Origin of the sequence: Lysinibacillus sp. FSL K6-1151, from assembly GCF_038630755.1 — a bacterium.
In the GTDB taxonomy this organism is placed as follows: Bacteria; Bacillota; Bacilli; order Bacillales_A; family Planococcaceae; genus Lysinibacillus; species Lysinibacillus fusiformis_D.
Window position 1 is genome coordinate 1,509,921 of record NZ_CP152040.1, and the last position, 17,899, is coordinate 1,527,819.

At 29.7% G+C, this 17,899-nt stretch carries 14 protein-coding genes; 8 read left to right on the plus strand and 6 right to left on the minus strand.

All coding sequences use genetic code 11. From position 1 onward, the window contains the following. Positions 1-1,234 precede the first annotated feature (1,234 nt). Positions 1,235-2,419: a hypothetical protein gene (locus MHI04_RS07150; RefSeq protein ID WP_342535453.1), complete on the plus strand. Its 1,185-nt coding sequence runs from the start codon at positions 1,235-1,237 to the stop codon at positions 2,417-2,419. Positions 2,420-2,989: 570 nt separating this feature from the next. Here MHI04_RS07150 and MHI04_RS07155 read toward each other — a convergent pair. Continuing rightward, positions 2,990-3,418 carry a hypothetical protein gene (locus MHI04_RS07155; RefSeq protein ID WP_342535454.1) on the minus strand — a complete coding sequence of 143 codons (429 nt, stop codon included), beginning with the start codon at positions 3,416-3,418 and terminating at the stop codon, positions 2,990-2,992. Positions 3,419-3,848: 430 nt separating this feature from the next. On the opposite strand from MHI04_RS07155, the gene MHI04_RS07160 reads away from it, so the two are divergent. Continuing rightward, positions 3,849-5,309 carry a hypothetical protein gene (locus MHI04_RS07160; RefSeq protein WP_342535455.1) on the plus strand — a complete coding sequence of 487 codons (1,461 nt, stop codon included), beginning with the start codon at positions 3,849-3,851 and terminating at the stop codon, positions 5,307-5,309. A 398-nt stretch (positions 5,310-5,707) separates the two neighbouring features. On the opposite strand, the gene MHI04_RS07165 is transcribed toward MHI04_RS07160, so the two are convergent. After that, positions 5,708-6,586 carry a hypothetical protein gene (locus MHI04_RS07165; RefSeq protein WP_342535456.1) on the minus strand — a complete coding sequence of 293 codons (879 nt, stop codon included), beginning with the start codon at positions 6,584-6,586 and terminating at the stop codon, positions 5,708-5,710. Positions 6,587-6,772: 186 nt separating this feature from the next. On the opposite strand from MHI04_RS07165, the gene MHI04_RS07170 reads away from it, so the two are divergent. Next, positions 6,773-7,030: a helix-turn-helix domain-containing protein gene (locus tag MHI04_RS07170; protein WP_342535457.1), complete on the plus strand. Its 258-nt coding sequence runs from the start codon at positions 6,773-6,775 to the stop codon at positions 7,028-7,030. A 127-nt stretch (positions 7,031-7,157) separates the two neighbouring features. Here the strand turns inward: MHI04_RS07170 and MHI04_RS07175 are convergent, their stop codons facing one another. Beyond that, positions 7,158-7,802 (minus strand): Fic family protein, encoded by a 645-nt coding sequence (locus MHI04_RS07175; protein WP_342535458.1) that lies wholly within the window; start codon positions 7,800-7,802, stop codon positions 7,158-7,160. 191 nt (positions 7,803-7,993) lie between these two features. On the opposite strand from MHI04_RS07175, the gene MHI04_RS07180 reads away from it, so the two are divergent. The 5 genes from MHI04_RS07180 (at position 7,994) to MHI04_RS07200 (ending at position 13,053) form a co-directional block, all read left to right on the plus strand. Next, a complete protein-coding gene (locus MHI04_RS07180; protein ID WP_342535459.1) occupies positions 7,994-8,635 on the plus strand; it encodes a hypothetical protein in 642 nt (213 codons plus the stop codon). Positions 8,636-8,797: 162 nt separating this feature from the next. Further along, positions 8,798-9,382: a recombinase family protein gene (locus MHI04_RS07185; protein ID WP_342535460.1), complete on the plus strand. Its 585-nt coding sequence runs from the start codon at positions 8,798-8,800 to the stop codon at positions 9,380-9,382. Between the two features lie 251 nt (positions 9,383-9,633). Then, positions 9,634-10,578: a hypothetical protein gene (locus MHI04_RS07190; RefSeq protein WP_342535461.1), complete on the plus strand. Its 945-nt coding sequence runs from the start codon at positions 9,634-9,636 to the stop codon at positions 10,576-10,578. 2 nt (positions 10,579-10,580) lie between these two features. Beyond that, the gene (locus MHI04_RS07195; RefSeq protein WP_342535462.1) at positions 10,581-11,081 is read left to right on the plus strand and encodes a hypothetical protein; all 501 of its coding nucleotides are present in this window, start codon (positions 10,581-10,583) and stop codon (positions 11,079-11,081) included. Then, on the plus strand, positions 11,044-13,053 hold the full coding sequence (locus MHI04_RS07200) for an AAA family ATPase (protein WP_342535463.1): 2,010 nt from the start codon (positions 11,044-11,046) through the stop codon (positions 13,051-13,053). The genes MHI04_RS07195 and MHI04_RS07200 overlap by 38 nt, the downstream gene beginning before the upstream one ends. 425 nt (positions 13,054-13,478) lie before the next feature. Here the strand turns inward: MHI04_RS07200 and MHI04_RS07205 are convergent, their stop codons facing one another. From MHI04_RS07205 to MHI04_RS07215, 3 genes are all read right to left on the minus strand, one after another. Beyond that, positions 13,479-14,462 carry a hypothetical protein gene (locus MHI04_RS07205; protein WP_342535464.1) on the minus strand — a complete coding sequence of 328 codons (984 nt, stop codon included), beginning with the start codon at positions 14,460-14,462 and terminating at the stop codon, positions 13,479-13,481. Between the two features lie 16 nt (positions 14,463-14,478). Beyond that, positions 14,479-15,588: a hypothetical protein gene (locus tag MHI04_RS07210; protein WP_342535465.1), complete on the minus strand. Its 1,110-nt coding sequence runs from the start codon at positions 15,586-15,588 to the stop codon at positions 14,479-14,481. Positions 15,589-16,477: 889 nt separating this feature from the next. Further along, positions 16,478-17,743, minus strand: a complete 1,266-nt coding sequence (locus MHI04_RS07215) for a hypothetical protein (protein WP_342535466.1) — start codon at positions 17,741-17,743, stop codon at positions 16,478-16,480. Positions 17,744-17,899: the final 156 nt, after the last annotated feature.

The following is a 17,899-nucleotide window of genomic DNA, read 5'->3' on the forward strand; positions in this document are numbered from 1 at the left end:
AACATGGTAGGCAATTTAATGTAAGCCGAATGACATTTAGAAAAGAAGATGTATAAGCCATGCTTCAATACTTGGATGAATTAGAGAAGTAAGCAACAAAAAAAGAGAGTAACGATTGCAGTCGCTATTCTCCAACGCTTTTTAGCCATACACCAATACAACTAAATATGAGCATTTAACATGCCTTCATTCTACTTCAAAAAAAGTAGAAATGCAAAGGTCTAGTTTCCTATTGTCTTTTTTAGATAGCATGAGGTCATGTTGGCTCGTTGGTGGAAACCTAGTAACACCAATTACAACTAAACTTGACAGGTTATGACGTTCCCATCGCACACAAACGTCTAGGATACCATTACACGCTTCCTTGTTGGCATGGGTATCTGAATGGTGTTAGCGACCATAACGGCTAGGAGTGGCAGGTCTGATTAGCTAAAGCTATGCAGGATACATCACATGTTGTAATTGTTTTAGAGTTCCTCATAAAACATTAGGGCAGGCACTTGCGCTATATGTAAGGCACGTATAAAGGATTAGAGCAACTATTTGGGGCAGAAGGAAGGTAGTAGGTGTATCGAGAGCAATCTCACATTAACAAGGGCATACATATACGGATACCTCAAATGACGGATTCATGTTGCAATGGCTGTCAGTTTATAGTTTCTGATTTCCTAGTTTCTATAATACAGGCAGTCATTCTGCACCAAGCCGTTTTCCTCTATTCTGGCTTCATGTTGCGGGGGAGGCTAGATACATGTCAAGTTATGTTATGCCTTGGTGTAAAAATTTAATTAGAGTAAATCATCATTTGAAATAATGTTATCGGAGCCGAAAAATTTGCATGATATGAGGGTGAGAATTTTAGTAAGGGATGAGACAGTGTCATTTAGTAGTAACAAATCAATATCTAAATTTGGACATTGGAGAAGAAACAATGATTCCTCTTGAGATTTTACTAACTTAGAAAACAAATGTATTAAGTGTAGTCTGTATATCCATAGGGGGGTACTTTACAGTATTTTCGATTAGCAATTATTTTGTCACCGCAGGAACAGACCTAAGGATTAATGTGCGTAAAAAATATTTTTACGATACGAAGGGAATGTATGTAGCTTAGTATTTGGTAGCTTTGTTCAGCACTGACTAAATGTATGCGAATAAGAAAGTTAATTTACTAGGTAATTAAAGGGAGAGATATGTATTGCCATTATGCAAAGTGTGTAAACAGAGAACCGAAATGTATTACAGTGATTTATGCGTTTCTTGTAGAACTGAAGTTCATTTAGCTGAGTTTAAGCGTGTTACAGCACTAAAGGGAAAGTATTTAACAAAAAAAGGATTTGATGAAGAAAGCTCCATAAACAGCATTGCTATTATTAAATCGGTAAAAAGGGATTGGGGACAGTTGCTGCAAGAATATAATTTGGTTGATGCATTGTATGAATACGCAATTATTGAATACGAACATTTAGCTTGTATGAATGGGAAGGCTTCGAGTACACAATTTACTAAGGAACATCCATATCTTAAACAATATGTATTAGCGACAATTTTAGATATTAAAGAAATAAGAAGAAAACTAGGATTTATTAATGAAAATTATGCAGGTATGTATAATGAAACATTATTAAAAAGGAATTATGAAAAAGTCAAAACAATAATAGGTAAAATTCCAACAATTACAGAATTTAATGGGACCTCTAAGATTTTAGCTTCGATTTACTGTGACTATTATGGCATTATGGGGCAACAATGGGATGAAGTGTTGAAGATAATGGTGGAGGACAAAGGGGAACTGAAAAGCTTTATAGAAGAACGTGATTGTTTATATAAAGAAAAATCGCTTAAAGCATTAATGGCTGGTCGAATGCCACCCATACCAGATGAAGATTTAGAAAGAGAATTCCGACGTGTTTTTGATATGTATATTGATAAATATGGTACTCACCCAACAAAACGAATATTTAATGAAGATTCAATTTATAATGATAACACATATAGAAAAAGATATGGTATGACTTGGCGAAATATTGCAATCATTAAGTATGGATACAAACTTAAGGTGAGAAATGTAATCGAAAGAATTTTTTTAGAATCTGTAAAGCAAGTTTTAAAAGCTGATTACGAAAGCCAAAAAACGTTTAAATGGTTGTTAGGTATTAAAGGAGCGCATTTATTTTGTGACGGCTACTTTGAAAAATTTAATCTTATAGTCGAATTCGATGGAAAGCATCATCGTTTACCAGTCGCAAATTTTGGTGGGAAAGAGCGCTTTTTAAAGGACCAAGAAAACGATAAATTAAAAGAACAGCTAGTTAAAGAGCATGATATAAATTTTTTACGTGTTTCTAGCAAAGAAAGATGGCGTGATTTGGATTATTTGAAAATTAAGCTTGAACAAGTCTTAAACGTGAAGCTTTAGAAAGTCTTTGAGTTGCGTTCATAGATTTGATGCTTATTGTTACAACAGTGGTAGTGAAAAACATTGAAGCAGGAAAATCATTCACACAAGGTTGTCTGATTGGAGCAACAGAAATCATGCTTAAGACTACAGAGGTTTTGAGGTGACATAAGAATAGGACTTGTGTTTATGAAATTCAATCATACACACAAGTCCTATTCTTATTAAACTAAAGCACTCAGTTATCCTTCAGCTCTATCGCCTACATTGTATAGCACTTTCTTTATCAGAAATACCCTTTTGTATAGTAACTTTATTTATTTTAACACCGTTTTCTGGAGTATCAGTCAACGTGATATGGATTCTATCAAAGGGAGCGTCACCATGATGTGCACTATAATTTAACGCACTTGCATGAACAATATGTCTCCTTGTATCGCCATTTATTCTTTCAACTTTATCTATTTTTGGACACATGATAAAATCTGAGTAAGTTTCATCGATATAGGAAAAATATCTAGTATATAAAGTTTCTTCAAGCAACTCATCTTTTGGTGCCCCAACACTTTCATATTTCCAGCCAACTAAGAGTCAATCATAAATTTCTACTGATTTCAATCGAATCTTTTTATTATTACTTGTATATATAACCTCACCATCTACAATCGTGCATGTTTTTACTTGGTTTTTTGATACACAATTATATGCAGGTTCAATAACCGCAACGTCCCCATCTTTCATTTTTATTTTCATTATCGAGACTACGGGAGTTTTATTTAACTCAATTACTCCTTCGGAAGGACTTGCCGTATTTATCCAGTTAACAACCTTATTTATAATCACTTCCTCATATCCATCATTTTCTTTAAATAAACGAGTTTCCCCATTTAAACGGTTTACTTGAATAAATGAAACAGCCTCTTTTTCTAATTTTGGTTGAACGCTCGCCTTTACTAATAGCAATTGCATCGAGAAAAATAATTCAAAAATCATCGTGACTAGTATGACTAATTTTCTCAATAATTATCGCCACCTATATTGTGAATTTAGTAGGTATTTTCTCCGTATATTAAAAATAAATACTTAAAGAACAAAGATGTAAATCAATCAGATTCCATATAAAACGGACCGTCATTCAAAAGCCTTTCGTGTTCTACTAAACTGTACCGTTAGTTGAAAAGGGGCAAAGAAATCTTAGAGAATTTTTTTACAAGGAAGCGGTTTCAGATATGTAGCGCATTTTTAAATGTAAGGTGGTTACGTACCAATTGAATTGTCACTATTTTGAATGGACCTTTAGATAAATTGGCTTAAAAGTATGAAAAAAACTAGTTCATGCCAAAAAGCGATAATTTTTCTCCTGCAAATCACTTTAGTAATTACAGCAACAAAAACATGAATGATTCATTAAGTGATTTTGTGCTGAAGTGATTAAAGGAGAGAAATTATAATGAAAATAACAGAAGAGCATGTAGCACAATTTAACAAATTATTTGTACTAACAAGATGGAAGTATATCTATCAATCGCCAGAAACCAAAGGGTGGTATACATTCGACCATTTTATAAACAATAAGAATCGTAAAATGAATGATTCGATGATTAAAAGACACCTAAAGGGAAATGGTGCATATGGTGTTTTTTCTGCAAAGGATTTCACGAAATTTTTGACATTTGATGTGGATGTTAAAGGGGATTTGCAGAGAGCAAAATGGATTACAATAAAATTGGTTGAATCCTTAAAGCAATTTGGAATTGATGATAAGGATATCCATATTTCAATCTCTGGAAATAAGGGCTATCATGTTGATTTATATTTCAATAAACCAATAGGAAATGATATTGCTTATGAATTTTATAAAATGATGTTGGAGCGTTCGGATTGTACGCCTAAAGAGATAGAATTTAGACCTGATATGTTAAAATACGGTGTAAAACTTCCGTTAGGTATCCATCAAGCAACAGGTAATCGTTGCTGGTATGTTTATTATTACAATTATTTCAAGCCAATTAAATCATTTGACCATATATTAACGATTGAGCAAATGGACGTTGACATTATCTTTGACATTATGAATAGGGAACGAGATATATATTACGAGCAGGAAATTGTTGAAATTGAAGAAACTCGACACTTAATTGAAATCCAAATTACCCCTTTAAACAGCTATAAGCAAAATATAGATGAAAAAGTAACAATTGAAGCAATTGAAAAATTACTTCATGAAGGATTGAAAAGCGTTGGTACAAGGCATAATTCATCATTTAAGATAGCTAAATATTTCAGATATCAAGGATTCGACCAAGAGGAAAGCTTGGACATGTTGAATGAGTGGATTAGGCAGCAAGACGAAGCTAATTATACAACCCCGCTAGACTTATGTTACAAAGACAATGAATCAATTGTCGAGTATATATATGATAAGGAAGTAAGCATGACCTTTGAAGCAAAAAAGATTGAAGTATCGTATGAAGAAATGAAACAAATTTTGAAGTTGAAATCACTTAACCAGAAAAAAATTGCATATTGTTTGTTGATACACTCTAAACGCTTTGCTAATCAGCAGGGCGTTTTTTATATGTCATATAATCAAATGTCTAAAGCTAGTGGGTTATCGGATAAAACAGTCAGAACAATAGTGAATCAAATAGAGGAATTTGGAATTTTGAAGATTGTTGCAAGAAATCAAATAATAAAAGATTCAAATGGCGCATACGTGAGTAAGAAACCTAACAAATATCAAATGAATATGGCAGATATAGTATCTGATTCGCTTTACCAAGTTGATGTTGAAGAATTAAATTATAAGGAGTCATTCATACTTGCTATTAATAGCCTTTATGATATGAGTGAATTGAAGAGGAAGTTACCTAGGCGCCAGTATCAACAGCTACAGCTACAAACAATATAGTTATATTAATTATCTATTATAGGTAAATACGTACATTGAAATTAATGATACCATATAAAGTAAGGATAATGACATATACATGTTTTTAATAATTTTCAAGTTGTTAATTGGTAATACACAGTGCCAAGGTTTGGTAAAGGGAGTAGAAAATTAGCTGTGTTCTTAGAGAGAATAAGGTATTAATGGAACCAATGCTCTAATAAAGGTCTGCACAGATATATAATTATCTATTATAGGTAAATACGTACAGGATAATTTAATAACAGCAAGGTGATAAAGACGGGTTTGGATATACAATGTGTCGAATAAATAAATTCCGATTTCATTAACAACTGTAGTTGCTGAAATCGGAATTTTATTTATCATTTTATATTATGATTTGATAGATTTTTCAAATGTTATTCTTGGATTGCGGTTACAATTCCATTCTCAAAGTAAATATATCTATTTCCATAATAAACCCATTGTTCAGTTATACCGTACGCTGTAGTAGTTTTATTAATATTTTTTGGTTTACCCCACTTTGAATTATTTACTTCTTCCATTGTCATTCCGATTTTTGGGTTAGATTTAATGGTTGCTTTATAGTTGTTTTCACTTATAGCCAACGCTTTAGTTTTAACAGCCTCCTTTTTTAAATATTCCCAAGCATCTGTGCCAACAAGACCAACCCTTATTTGAACAAAATCGTTTATTTCTTTAGCGAAAGTTCCATTATAAGTTGGACTAATTTCAATGAGGTAGTCGTAATATTGACTCAAATCGGCGAATGCCTTACTATTTTTGTATTTATTATAAAATATTCTTGCATAAATATAATTCCTAATTGTATCAATGTTTTCATCATCTATCTTGTTTACTATATCTAAAGCTTCATCATATTCTCTAATTGACAACAAACTTATAGATTCACGAAATTGATTTTTCTTTAGTTCTTGTTCATAATCTTCTTGTTTTTCAAGAACAACTTTATGTAGTTTTTCAATGTCATTTTTAAAATCACCATTGTAATTCTTCGCTTTAATCTCTTCTAAAAGCTTTAATGTACTAGTATAATCACCTTCACTAACCTCTGAGTTTATCTTGGCGTTAATATAATTGCTTAGAATCGTTACATCTTTGAAATCATCTGGAAGTTCATCAAGAGTTTGTTTAGCTTCTTGCCATGTATCTTGCTTTATCATTGTAACGGCACTTTGATAATCTTCCTCAGAATTGCACCCTGCTAGTAGTAGCAAAAAAATCATAGTGAATAAGAGTGTTAGAAGTTTTTTCATAATAATATTTCCTCTTTTCTTGTTCTATATAGATAATTTCATAATTGCAAATTTGTACTATAGTCTACAATCTGATTTTATCATAATTTCAATAAGTTTAAATTATTCCCTACTATATGTAGACTATAGTACGTGGTGATTATCCTTTATGGGGATTGTAATTGATTTAAAAGGAGATTTTTTCTCTTGATTGAAATCGATAATATTACAATTGGCAAGGTGCTAAAAGAGTTGAGGGTAGCTAAAAAGTTGTCACAAGAGGAGATATCTGCAAGAAGCAGTCTTGATAGAACATATATCAGTATGTTGGAACGAAATATAAAACAGCCAACAATTACAACAATATTTCTATTAGCAAGCGCATTAGAAATCAAGCCTTCGGAATTTGTAAAGCAGATTGAAGAGGAGTATGCAGGATACACAATTAAAAGAGACACTGTATGAATGCTAAATAAAGTACTATTATAATTTTCTGAATTTTATAAGTAGGGGAATATGTATTATATTTACCAATAATAAAAGCAGCTATAATTTATTAGCTGCTTTTATGTGTATTCATAAAATGTAAAGCCTATGCATATAAGCATTTATTATAAATAAAATGGTAAATTTCATCACCTTCGTTTGTTTCATAGTAATGAGAAAGAAGGGGGTGGAATTCGGATATATGCTTTTCTGGAATGGTAATTAACCCTTTACCATGCTCAATCAGTAGCTTGTTTGCACAAAATATACTAGTCCTTTTATTCCCATCCCAGAATAATTGATTTCTCATACCGTAGAGCATATACATAATTGCTTTGTGGGTTATTGTAGCATCTAATGATAGAATATTATTTATTTCTATCTGCACTTCTTTTTTTACAGGAATAGATGGTTGAAAATTTACACCGTTTATTCCAACATCTCCATACCTTAATTTTCCCCAATCAAGACTTTCGTTAAATGAAACGAGATTATTTACATTACAAGCGAAGTCTAGGCTCATCTTATCATCAAGATGATTAAGTAAGAAGCTCCAAGCATTACATAGGTTCAAAATAATTTGCAAATCGCCTGAGTCTAACTCTGCTATTGATTTTCCTTCAATTATATTTTCTATTTGAGATGGACTTACAATGACATTCTCAAGCCTAGCACTGTTATAAATGCTATTAGCAAGATTTTTTTTAGCTAATAAAGTCATTTCCTCTCTATTAAAATTAAATTTATCCATTGCCACACCGCCATTCATTATTGATATATAGATTAATTTAATAATACAAAACTTAATCGTTTATATTAATTATCAATTGATTAAAAATTTTCTAATTCTACTCTTTATGTAAATGAAATCGAAATTTTATTTACATTTAAGTTGTTAGAAAAATACTTAATCAATATAATCTTTAAATGAGGTGATTATAATTGGAATATATTGAATTTAATAAAAAGAAACAAAGTGTATTTTTATTTGTATTAATTTTTCTTACTTTATTTACATTTATATTTTTATTTGCATTTATTCTTTGTTTTGGTCTACATATAAAATATCAAGGGGAGTATCTAACTAGTATTTTGTGGGCAGTTTTCTTATTCATTACGCCAGCTGTAATATCACTCATCGTTATTATGATAGTTTACATTTACATATTTCGGAGATTTTATATGCCCAAAAATGTTTTTGTTGATTTAAAAGAAGTAGCAAGTTATCTAAGTGTTTTCACACTAATTATAATAAATTCATTAGTTAAGTTCTATGTTCCCAATGATGATGTAAGTGTGAGTAAATCATTAATTATTAATGAAGTAGAAGAATTATTTAAGGTAACTATCGAAGATATAAATTATACATATACAGTACCAATATTTTTCAGTGTAACAACAATTGTTATGTATGTTTTTGAAAAGTGGAAGCATGCAAGTAGTTCTACATACATAAAAAAAGTAAACAAAGCAAAAAGAGATATAAATATTCCAAATCCGAAAATTGAAAAGTTAGAACAAATTTTAGAGGAGATGAGAAAAAATATAAATGAAGCTAAACAAATACTAAATAATATAGAATGATATGGGAAATTTGATGTCTATAAAACCTTCGTTTAGTAGACAAATAAAAGGCGGAGCATAAATTAACGTTTATGCTCTCTTTTTTTATTGAATTTGTCTATAAACTCGTCTATTATAATGAGTATAAAAAACGTATAAGTTTATAGAAATGAGGGTTTAATTTTGAGTAGAATTATTGGTTATTGTCGTGTGAGTACTGAAGAACAGAATTTAGATATGCAGGAACGAGCAATTCAATATTATGCAGACCAAAAAGGATTAGAGCTTGTTTTATATGTAGAGAAGGTATCGAGTCGTAAGAATGAAAGGATAGAATTAATCAATGCAATGAAAGCAGCAACAAAAGGTGACCTATTCGTCGTGTACAAATTAGACCGTCTAGCACGAAGTACAAAGGAGCTGTATGAACTTACAGACCACTTAAAAGAAAAAGAAGTTGATTTTGTTTCTGTACTTGATTCATTCGACACTTCAACACCTACTGGTAAAGCGATGTTTGGAATGCTTGCTGTTTTTGCTGAATTTGAGCGTGATATTATCCAACAACGAACAAAAGCTGGGTTAGAAGCTGCTCGTAAGCGAGGGAGGGTAGGGGGAAGACCAGCGATTGATGATAAGGTAAAAAAGCATGTAATCGCATTGTTTGAAGCGGGGGAAAGTGCTCAAGATATCGCTAAGGAATATGGTATCGGTAGAGCAACTGTTTATAAAATAGTAAATGAACAAAATAAGGGCGAATTAAATTAATTGAACGTCATTTAAGGATAATTGTTCTTCAAACTAAAATAGTAATGATGTATTGTATTGTAAAGTCTATGTTGTTGCTGTAAAATGTTGGGTTACAATGAAGTGTTGAAAATAGAGAAAGTAGCAAATTTAATAGTGTTAAAATTAAAGTATTAAATTTTTTAGTTAACTGAGATATGTGTACAGTATTATTCGGATATTTTATAAAAATTAATTATTTCTAGGGAAATTTGGTTTGGAGAGTGTAAAGAATGATTACTACCAAATACGGTTCATATAACGGTGATAGCTGGGAAGAGTATTGTCAAGCTTTTTTAAAATTTAAATATATAGATTATGGTTATCAAGAGATGATAGCGAATACTCATGGAGATTTAGGGATAGAAGGTTATACAAGAACGGGACTAGTGTTTCAATGTTATTGTCCAGACGAAGATTATGAATCCAGTAAGCTTTATCAAAGTCAAACTAAAAAAATTAATACGGATTTAAAAAAACTTATAGAAAATAAAGAGGAACTAAAAAAACATCTAGCTGGAGTAAAGATTGAAAAATGGATATTTTTAACTCCTAAAATTTCTAATAAAGAACTAAATAAATATTGTGTAAATAAAGCTAAAAAATATAGAGAATTAGATGAAATGCAGGATTTGCTCTCGGACAATTTTGATATTCTAGTACATGATGAAGAATATTATTTAGATAGTATAGGAATCTTAAAAAAAATAAGTGGACAGAAACTAAATGTTAATGTCGAAGAAGTAAAGAAAGAAAAGATTATAGAATGGAAAAAATGCAATACACCTGCAATCGAAATATTAAAAAGAAAAATTAATCATCTTTTTCCTGGGAAGAGTTTGGAATCAATTGAGGATAAAATTGATAAACTGTTAGATGTTTATATAAAAAAATACATAAAGGGACAAGAGTTAGTTTTGACACTTTGTAACAGCTATCCAACTCTTTTTGAAAGGCAACAGAATATAAAAAACCATATAGAAGAAAATTTAGAAATCGAAGTTTTAACAACAGATTTAAGCCCAAAAGCTCTAATTGATAAAACCAAAAAAGATTATAAAACGCACTTATTAGCAGATTCTATAGGTGAAGCTTTAGACAATATAGTAATCGAAGAAATCTGTGATGAAGCTATTTCTTCATGGCTGATAGAATGTCCTTTAGATTTTGGAGGTTGATTATGGAATTACCATTATACAATGTAGAGAAAATGCAGTTTAAAAGAAAACCCAAAAGTATTCCTCCTACTTTAAGACCACTATATGTTGTGAGTCTCCTAGCAATTGTATTAAAAGTTTCATCTAGAGGTGAGAAAGCTTCAATAGCTAAGCTCCAATTATTTTATTGGGTATTACAAGATATTGAAAATAGAGGAGAAATTCTTACGTCTCCCTATAGTAAAAGGGATATTATTAGATTTAGTCCATTTGTCAATAGAGCATTAATTTACGGAGAGGCTATAGGGATTTTCGAAATAGTCACTGATAAATCTCAGTTTGTATTAACTGAGAAGGGAGACCAATGGGTTAATAAAATAATTAATGAGGATACTATATTTTTAAATGAACTTGCTTTTCTAGCCAAGATACGAAAATCATTTTCAGAAAAGAACGTTGACCAAATTCTAAAAGGAGGATTCGAAAATGAGGTTGACTTTACAGATATTAAAGATATCAATTAAAACAAATAAAGGTGATTTTGGTAAAGAAATTGAATTCGATGAAAATCTAAATATTGTAAGAGCTAAAAATTCAAAAGGGAAGAGTACGATTTTAAATAGTATTTTATACGGGCTAGGTGTAGAAGAAATTCTAGGGTATAAAAATTCTAATTCTATGAAATCGGCACTCAATAATAAATTAGAGTATGAAGGTAATTTATTAGAAGTAGAAAATTCTAAAGTAGAGTTACAACTCAAAAATGAATACAATGAAGTAATTACTACTGAACGTTGGATAGTTTCTAAGGATAAAAAAGAAGAACTTGTAAGAGTTTATAAAGGGGGGAAATTAAGTTCTAAAGAGGAACTAGATTATGAGGATTATTATGTACACTTAAATGGAGCAGCGGTTAATTCAAAAGGTTTTCATAATTATTTAGTTAATTTTATTGGTTGGAACTTACCTATGGTTCCAACATTTAAGAATATTGATAGACCTTTATACATACAAACTATCTTTCCAGTATTTTTCATTGAACAGCTTAAAGGATGGCTGGGTTTTTACCCACCTTTAAAGAGTAATTTCCAAATTAGAGATTTACCAAAAAAAGTATTTGAATTTATTTTAAATTTAGATGTATTAGAAAACAATAAAAAAAGAATTAAGTTGCAAGAGGATTTAGTGAAACTGAATTCTGAGTGGAAAGAACTTAGAAAAGAAGTAAAACAAGAACTTTTAGAGATAAACGTTACTAATATTAATCTTCCAACAAAACCAAAATTGGATTTAAAATTAAATATATCGTTTATAAATTCCGATAAAGTTTCAGAAACAATCCCACAAAGAATTTACAGATTAGAAACGGAATTAAAAGAAATTAGAAATTCAGTAAATGTTTCGATTAGAAAAAAAGATGAAGAATTGGAAAAAAAACTTGAAGATAATAAAAAGAAATTATTAGGGTTAGACCTGAAGGTTAAAACAATAGAACAAAAAATAAAACTTGAAGAAAATAATTTATCAGTTTTAGAAAGTAATTTACTTATTTTGAAGGAAGATTTAGATAAGAATAAAGAAATACGAAAACTATATAAATTAGGCTCAGACTTAGAGTTAGTTGATGAACAACACTTATGTCCTATATGTGAAAATCCAATGCACGATACATTGTTAATTACAGATAAAGAATATAAAGGTCTGGATTTAAATCAAAACATTATATTATTAGAGAATCAAATAAGAACAGTAGAATTTGGCATTAATGAATCAAGAAAAATAATTATTATATTTGAAAATGAATTTAAGCAAATTAATCAATTATCGAGAAAAATCCGAAAAGAAAATAGGCTGTTAAATAATGATTTAGTAGGTGAGCCTAATACTTTATCAGAAGCTTCAATAGAAGAATTGATTGAAAAGAAGCTTAATTTAACTAAATTATTAAGGTTTGAAAAGAAATGGTTGCTAATCAAATCATGGTATGAAGAGTATTGTGAAAAATATAAATTATATGAGGATGAGGTTGCAATGCTCCCGAATGAGTATTTCTCGGAATTAGATTATAAAAAAATCGAAGCTTTCGAAAAATACATTAAATCTTTAATGAAAAAGTTTAAACATCTAGAAGATGCAAATTTAAAAGATTTAACTATATCCTTAGATAAATATATTCCAACTATAGAAGGTGTCGATTTAAGTTTCGATGCTTCTGCAAGTGATAATATCCGTTTAATTTGGTCATATTTTGTGGCTTTATTGAAGACAAGTAATCAATACAATGGGAATCATATTAAATTAATTGTATTTGATGAACCTGGACAACATCAGACTAATATAGAGAGTCAAAAGAATTTGTTTAAAGAATTAAAATCGATGAACAATCAATCAATCATAGGTACTTCTCTTGAAAAAGAGACTATTACTATTATAAATAAAGGTATTAATGCAAAAATTATTGAATTAGGTGACGAATATATTATTCAACCTATTTAATAATATATTCCATATTAAGAAGTAAGAAGAATCTAATATAAAATTCTTCTTTTTCTTTTTGATATTTAATAATGTGCAGAGGGTTCTAAAAGATAAGTTCAAAATTAAATAGTGCTAGTTGAGTCACCGGCAAAAGACTTCATTTTCGTACATGACGCCTGTTTGATTCTTGGTTTCTCCTTTTCCACCAGTGTTTAAACGGAAGTTGAATAACCCCTTCTTTCCCACACCATTATCGCTTTTTTAGATGATAAAATAGTGGAGCCTCGATAGGGGAGGTCGGGGGATTCGAATCCCTCCTGGGACGTTTAAAAACAAGGTTATACACACGCTTTAAGTAAAACAGGAGTCGAGGTTTATTATATATCTTAACCCCTGTTTTATTTCTTTGATTTTTTTAAATAGGCTAGAAATAAAATTAATAATTACTTCAAAGTCCAAAATTTTTTAGGCAATAGCATATTTCTTAAAGAAGTTTCAAATTCTAATTTAAGTGTTTCCATTAATCTTTGTGCTTCAATATATTTTTTATTTAAATCAATATAATGTGAAGAAGCTTCAAATTTTTCTTTGATAGAAATACTTTTATCATCTAGAAATTTTGTAAATCTATTGTTAAATATGATTCCTTCGTATTCCTCAACATCGTAATATCCTTCTAATACCTTTTCGACTGGAATTTCCGACCATCTATTATAATCTGTATCATAGCCCTCGGCGACAACATTACCTTCGTCATCAGTAAAGTTTCTCCAATACTTAGGGTGAATTTTACAGTATAAATAAAAATTATCCATTAATAGCGATTGTTTAAGGTTGTTCCTATAAAAATTATATGTAATCGGAATCTCATGGGTAATAGAACCGTTTTTAACGACTAGAAAACTAGAGACCTCATATTGCTCATTTTCGTATTTTATAGTATCGGGGAAGTGCTTTAATATATTGTTTTGAAAATTTTCTTCAGTGTATTTTTTTCTTTGATTAATCTTTTGAATGATATCTGAAAGGTGAGTAATCTTAGTAAGTGTTTTCTCGTCAAATGCATATTTTAAATAAGTCTGTGATACGCTATTCAATTTCTCGTATTTCATCATAGTATTATCTAACATAGGACTTTTTAAGTTGAATTCCATTTCTTCTATTATAGGTATATATGAATCGTAAGCTATGTTAGCTCTTTTATTATAATTAAGTGATTCGTTAGCAATCCAGATTGAAAATATCCCTACTATAACAGTTATGGCAGTTAGTAAAATTGAAAATAAATCTTTAATTGGTATTATAGTATTAAATAACGAAAGTGTTTCAGTTGCTAACGGTAAATTGAGCAATCCAATTAAACTTAAGATTATTAGGCACAACACTAAAATAATATATATTGAAAATGATTTTTCTATTTTATTCATAATTTACCTCCGTGTTTTAGAAAATAGGTGTGTGGAAATTTAATGATAGTAAGTAATCGTCAAATTTACTGAAAGGTATTTTTTGGTAGTTTGTGCGATTGCCAGCAAATTCAACAAGCGAATTATACTCCTCAAAGCGATTTACTAGACTAGTGAATGGATAAGTTAATAAATTCTCTATTTTTACAAATTCCCCAAAATTAACAGGGTTAGATAAAGCGATGTTTCTGCAAATATCTCCATATCTTTGAGAGCTAGGTGAACTCTTAATAGGTATTGCTAAGTTTACAGCTTGAGGGAAAGAGTTACTGTCATTTTTAATTTTTTTTGAAATATAAGCTACTCCTTCTATTTGGATATGGGTTAAATTTTGCATAATAAGATTTGAAATTATGTATTCAGACTTGAAAACTCTATTGTCTTCTTTAATTCTATACGATGTTGAACAAATTAATGGCCATAGCTCAATCATGTGAAATAATTTCTGCACTTCTGAATCGTTCGGGTCAATTGACTCTAGTTGATTGGAGTGACCATTGATTAATTGTTGTGTTAGAGCCAAATTTAGAATCTTTATATTTGGTATCTCAAAAGCTGAAATATTGAGCTCATTGTCTATTGGTTTATCTAATTCTAGCCAACAAACATATGATGTTGTTCCTAGGTAAAGACAAGGAACACCTGGAATACTAAAACGTTGCGTTGCGATTTTCCCACGTGCATCTAGGGGGATGTGTAAAAAATCATTTAACTGAAACTCTAAGTTTCCTTTTCTAGCTCTATATAGATTAGGGCTCATATTGAAGGGCATAATTCCTTTGAAAGCGTAACTAGCGTTAGCATTAGATACAAAAAAAGAGCTATTTTGATAACTTTGGAGTATAGTATTTATCTTTTGGCTTGCTGCAGTAATATCTGCATTGTAGTAATGTTCGACACTATCAAGGAGTAATTTTATATTATTAAAAGTATTTACAACCACAGAGATGGGGAGATTTTTAATAACAGCTACTTCTGTTAAATAATTTTCAAGAGTATGCTTAAGTGAATTATAATATTGATAATCCTGGTCCAAGATGATAGGTAAATCAAAATTACGAAATGAGATGGTGTCTTTAAATAACATAAGAATATCTCTTTCCCTTATACTGTAAATGTTTTAATACGTTAATTGATATTATACATATTTATTTTAGGGGTTGATAGGCATATATGGACTTATTTAGAGGAGTTAAAGTTTGATATGGATTATTCTAAAGAAACGCCAGTTTTTATTATTACAACTAGAGAAGGGCGAAGTTTAGTAGTAGAAGCTGTAGTTAGTAATAACAGTGATAATGACATACAGGAATATGATTAATATCAGGATACATATAAAGAATTAGTTCATAATTTCTTAAGTGCAATTAACATTATTTGCACTTAAGAAATTATGAACTAATTCTGTAAAGGAGAAGAATATGAGTATTCTTCACTCTATAAACTTGCCTCCGTAAGGTAATTTATTAAACCTTGGTCAAAGATTTTTATTAACAATTAAAAACCCTAATAAGCGAAGCTATTACAGCACTTTAAAAAGACGCGGGTTCGACTCCCGCCGTCTCTATACATAAAGTGGCTGTATATCCAATCATATCAATAATTTAAAAACTAGGGATATTGAATGGGAGTTGAACTCTTGTGGAATATCCCTTTACCTAACCCAAGTATTTACGTGAAAAATTGGCTCGCAGACCCTCTAATTCAAAACTGAATGAAAGTAGTATTGAGTAAATTTTATATCAATAAATGGGTTAAAGAAATTAAAGTTCGTTTTTGGAATATTTAGAGACTATGCCATTAAATTGATGTAGGTGTTGATGAAGTGACTTTAAGAGTAAATATGTAACATTGAGAGTATATTTGGACCATTCTGATTTAAACAAGATAAAATATACATTTTGACTTATATAGTAGTATGAATGTTTTAGCAAAGAGATATTCTTAAATTTGAATGTAGTTTATTTCTATTTATTTTAGTTTGTAATTATATTAATAAATTTATTAATTTCTTCGATGATTATTTCGTCAATTACTTCTCTGTTTTTATCCACTCTTGTTGCTCTTTGCGATTTATTCTCCATTGAAAAAAAGAAATCAAAATCAACATTACATTTTTCAGTTTCAAAATAATGTTGGGTATTAATAGAGGAAATGGGTATAGAGCCATATAAATCCTCAAATAAAACACCTTTTACAGTGAATAATTTTATAACGTCCTTTAACCCACCATCATGAGTTAAGAAAAAAGGAATAAAGAATTTACCCTCTCCTCCAACCCTCATGAAGAACTCCATAATACGTGGAGCAGTAAAATCCCATGAAATATTGTTTATTATGTCTAATAGTTTTGAAGTATCCATTTTTTTTTGGATTTGTCTAAAGATTTTTAAGCTACCTGGTTCTTTAAAATACTTATAAGCTACAATAGTTTCTCTTTCGAAATAAATACCAACTTTTTCATTCATGAAATTGAATAATTCTAATATTTTCTTTTGTGCATTTCTTTTACTAGAAAAGTTAATTATAAGCACGCCAATTAAAAATAAGGTCAGTTGCTTTTGCATGAAAGTGATATCTTTAAGAAAATCTCTTCCTAATTCATTACAAAAAAGCATTTTAATAAGTTCTTCTGCATTATTTTCAGCTTCATTTGGAGTAATCGTATATTTTATTTTTCCTTCTTTTTTGAATAACTCACTATCAATACTTTTAAACAATTCTAAGCTAGCTATATTTTGGTATAAATCATTATGCATTTTTTTAAAGTAGTTAATATCAAAATTTTCATCAAAATTAATACTCTTAGAATTTTCTATTAGATAAAAGTGATAATCGTACTGGAAATTTTCACGCAATAGTATAGCAATTGATGTAAAGACCTCATTATTTAAATTACTCATATCATCATTTACAAATTGATGTATATAACTCGCATAGTTTGTATCAAACATCACAGAATAATCAATTGGAATCTTAATATCCCGAGAAGATGATAACATATTTTTTAGAATTTTATTATCAATAAAGAATAGATTTTTTGTTTGGAAATAAGGATAAAAATCATTATCTTCTGAAAAAACAACATTAATAAATTCTTTTGGAAGAAAATCATTTTCATAGTTTTCAAGAGAAATAATAGCTTTGGAAGTATCCTTTGATTCTCTTATCCCCCATGTTATTACAATATCAGATGGACTCTTTGCTTCTGATAAAAAATACAATAGCTCCTCTAATTTCATATATATCCCCTTTAATTTTTGTAATATATTTATAATCGACATAAAATACAATCTATTAATGATTTAAAAGTTTTCACTGTGAGATAGAAGTTATTTGGGCTGTTTGAATTCAAATTTATTTTCTAAGGTGACTCGTTGTTTACTTATTGAATAAAT

Bases quoted from the DNA above. Each gene is read 5' to 3' on its own strand.
- MHI04_RS07150 (WP_342535453.1), top strand. From the start codon at position 1,235: ATGTATTACAGTGATTTATGCGTTTCTTGTAGAACTGAAGTTCATTTA.
- MHI04_RS07160 (WP_342535455.1), top strand. From the start codon at position 3,849: ATGAAAATAACAGAAGAGCATGTAGCACAATTTAACAAATTATTTGTA.
- MHI04_RS07165 (WP_342535456.1), bottom strand. From the start codon at position 6,586: ATGAAAAAACTTCTAACACTCTTATTCACTATGATTTTTTTGCTACTA.
- MHI04_RS07175 (WP_342535458.1), bottom strand. From the start codon at position 7,802: ATGGATAAATTTAATTTTAATAGAGAGGAAATGACTTTATTAGCTAAA.
- MHI04_RS07190 (WP_342535461.1), top strand. From the start codon at position 9,634: ATGATTACTACCAAATACGGTTCATATAACGGTGATAGCTGGGAAGAG.
- MHI04_RS07195 (WP_342535462.1), top strand. From the start codon at position 10,581: ATGGAATTACCATTATACAATGTAGAGAAAATGCAGTTTAAAAGAAAA.
- MHI04_RS07200 (WP_342535463.1), top strand. From the start codon at position 11,044: ATGAGGTTGACTTTACAGATATTAAAGATATCAATTAAAACAAATAAA.
- MHI04_RS07205 (WP_342535464.1), bottom strand. From the start codon at position 14,462: ATGAATAAAATAGAAAAATCATTTTCAATATATATTATTTTAGTGTTG.
- MHI04_RS07210 (WP_342535465.1), bottom strand. From the start codon at position 15,588: ATGTTATTTAAAGACACCATCTCATTTCGTAATTTTGATTTACCTATC.
- MHI04_RS07215 (WP_342535466.1), bottom strand. From the start codon at position 17,743: ATGAAATTAGAGGAGCTATTGTATTTTTTATCAGAAGCAAAGAGTCCA.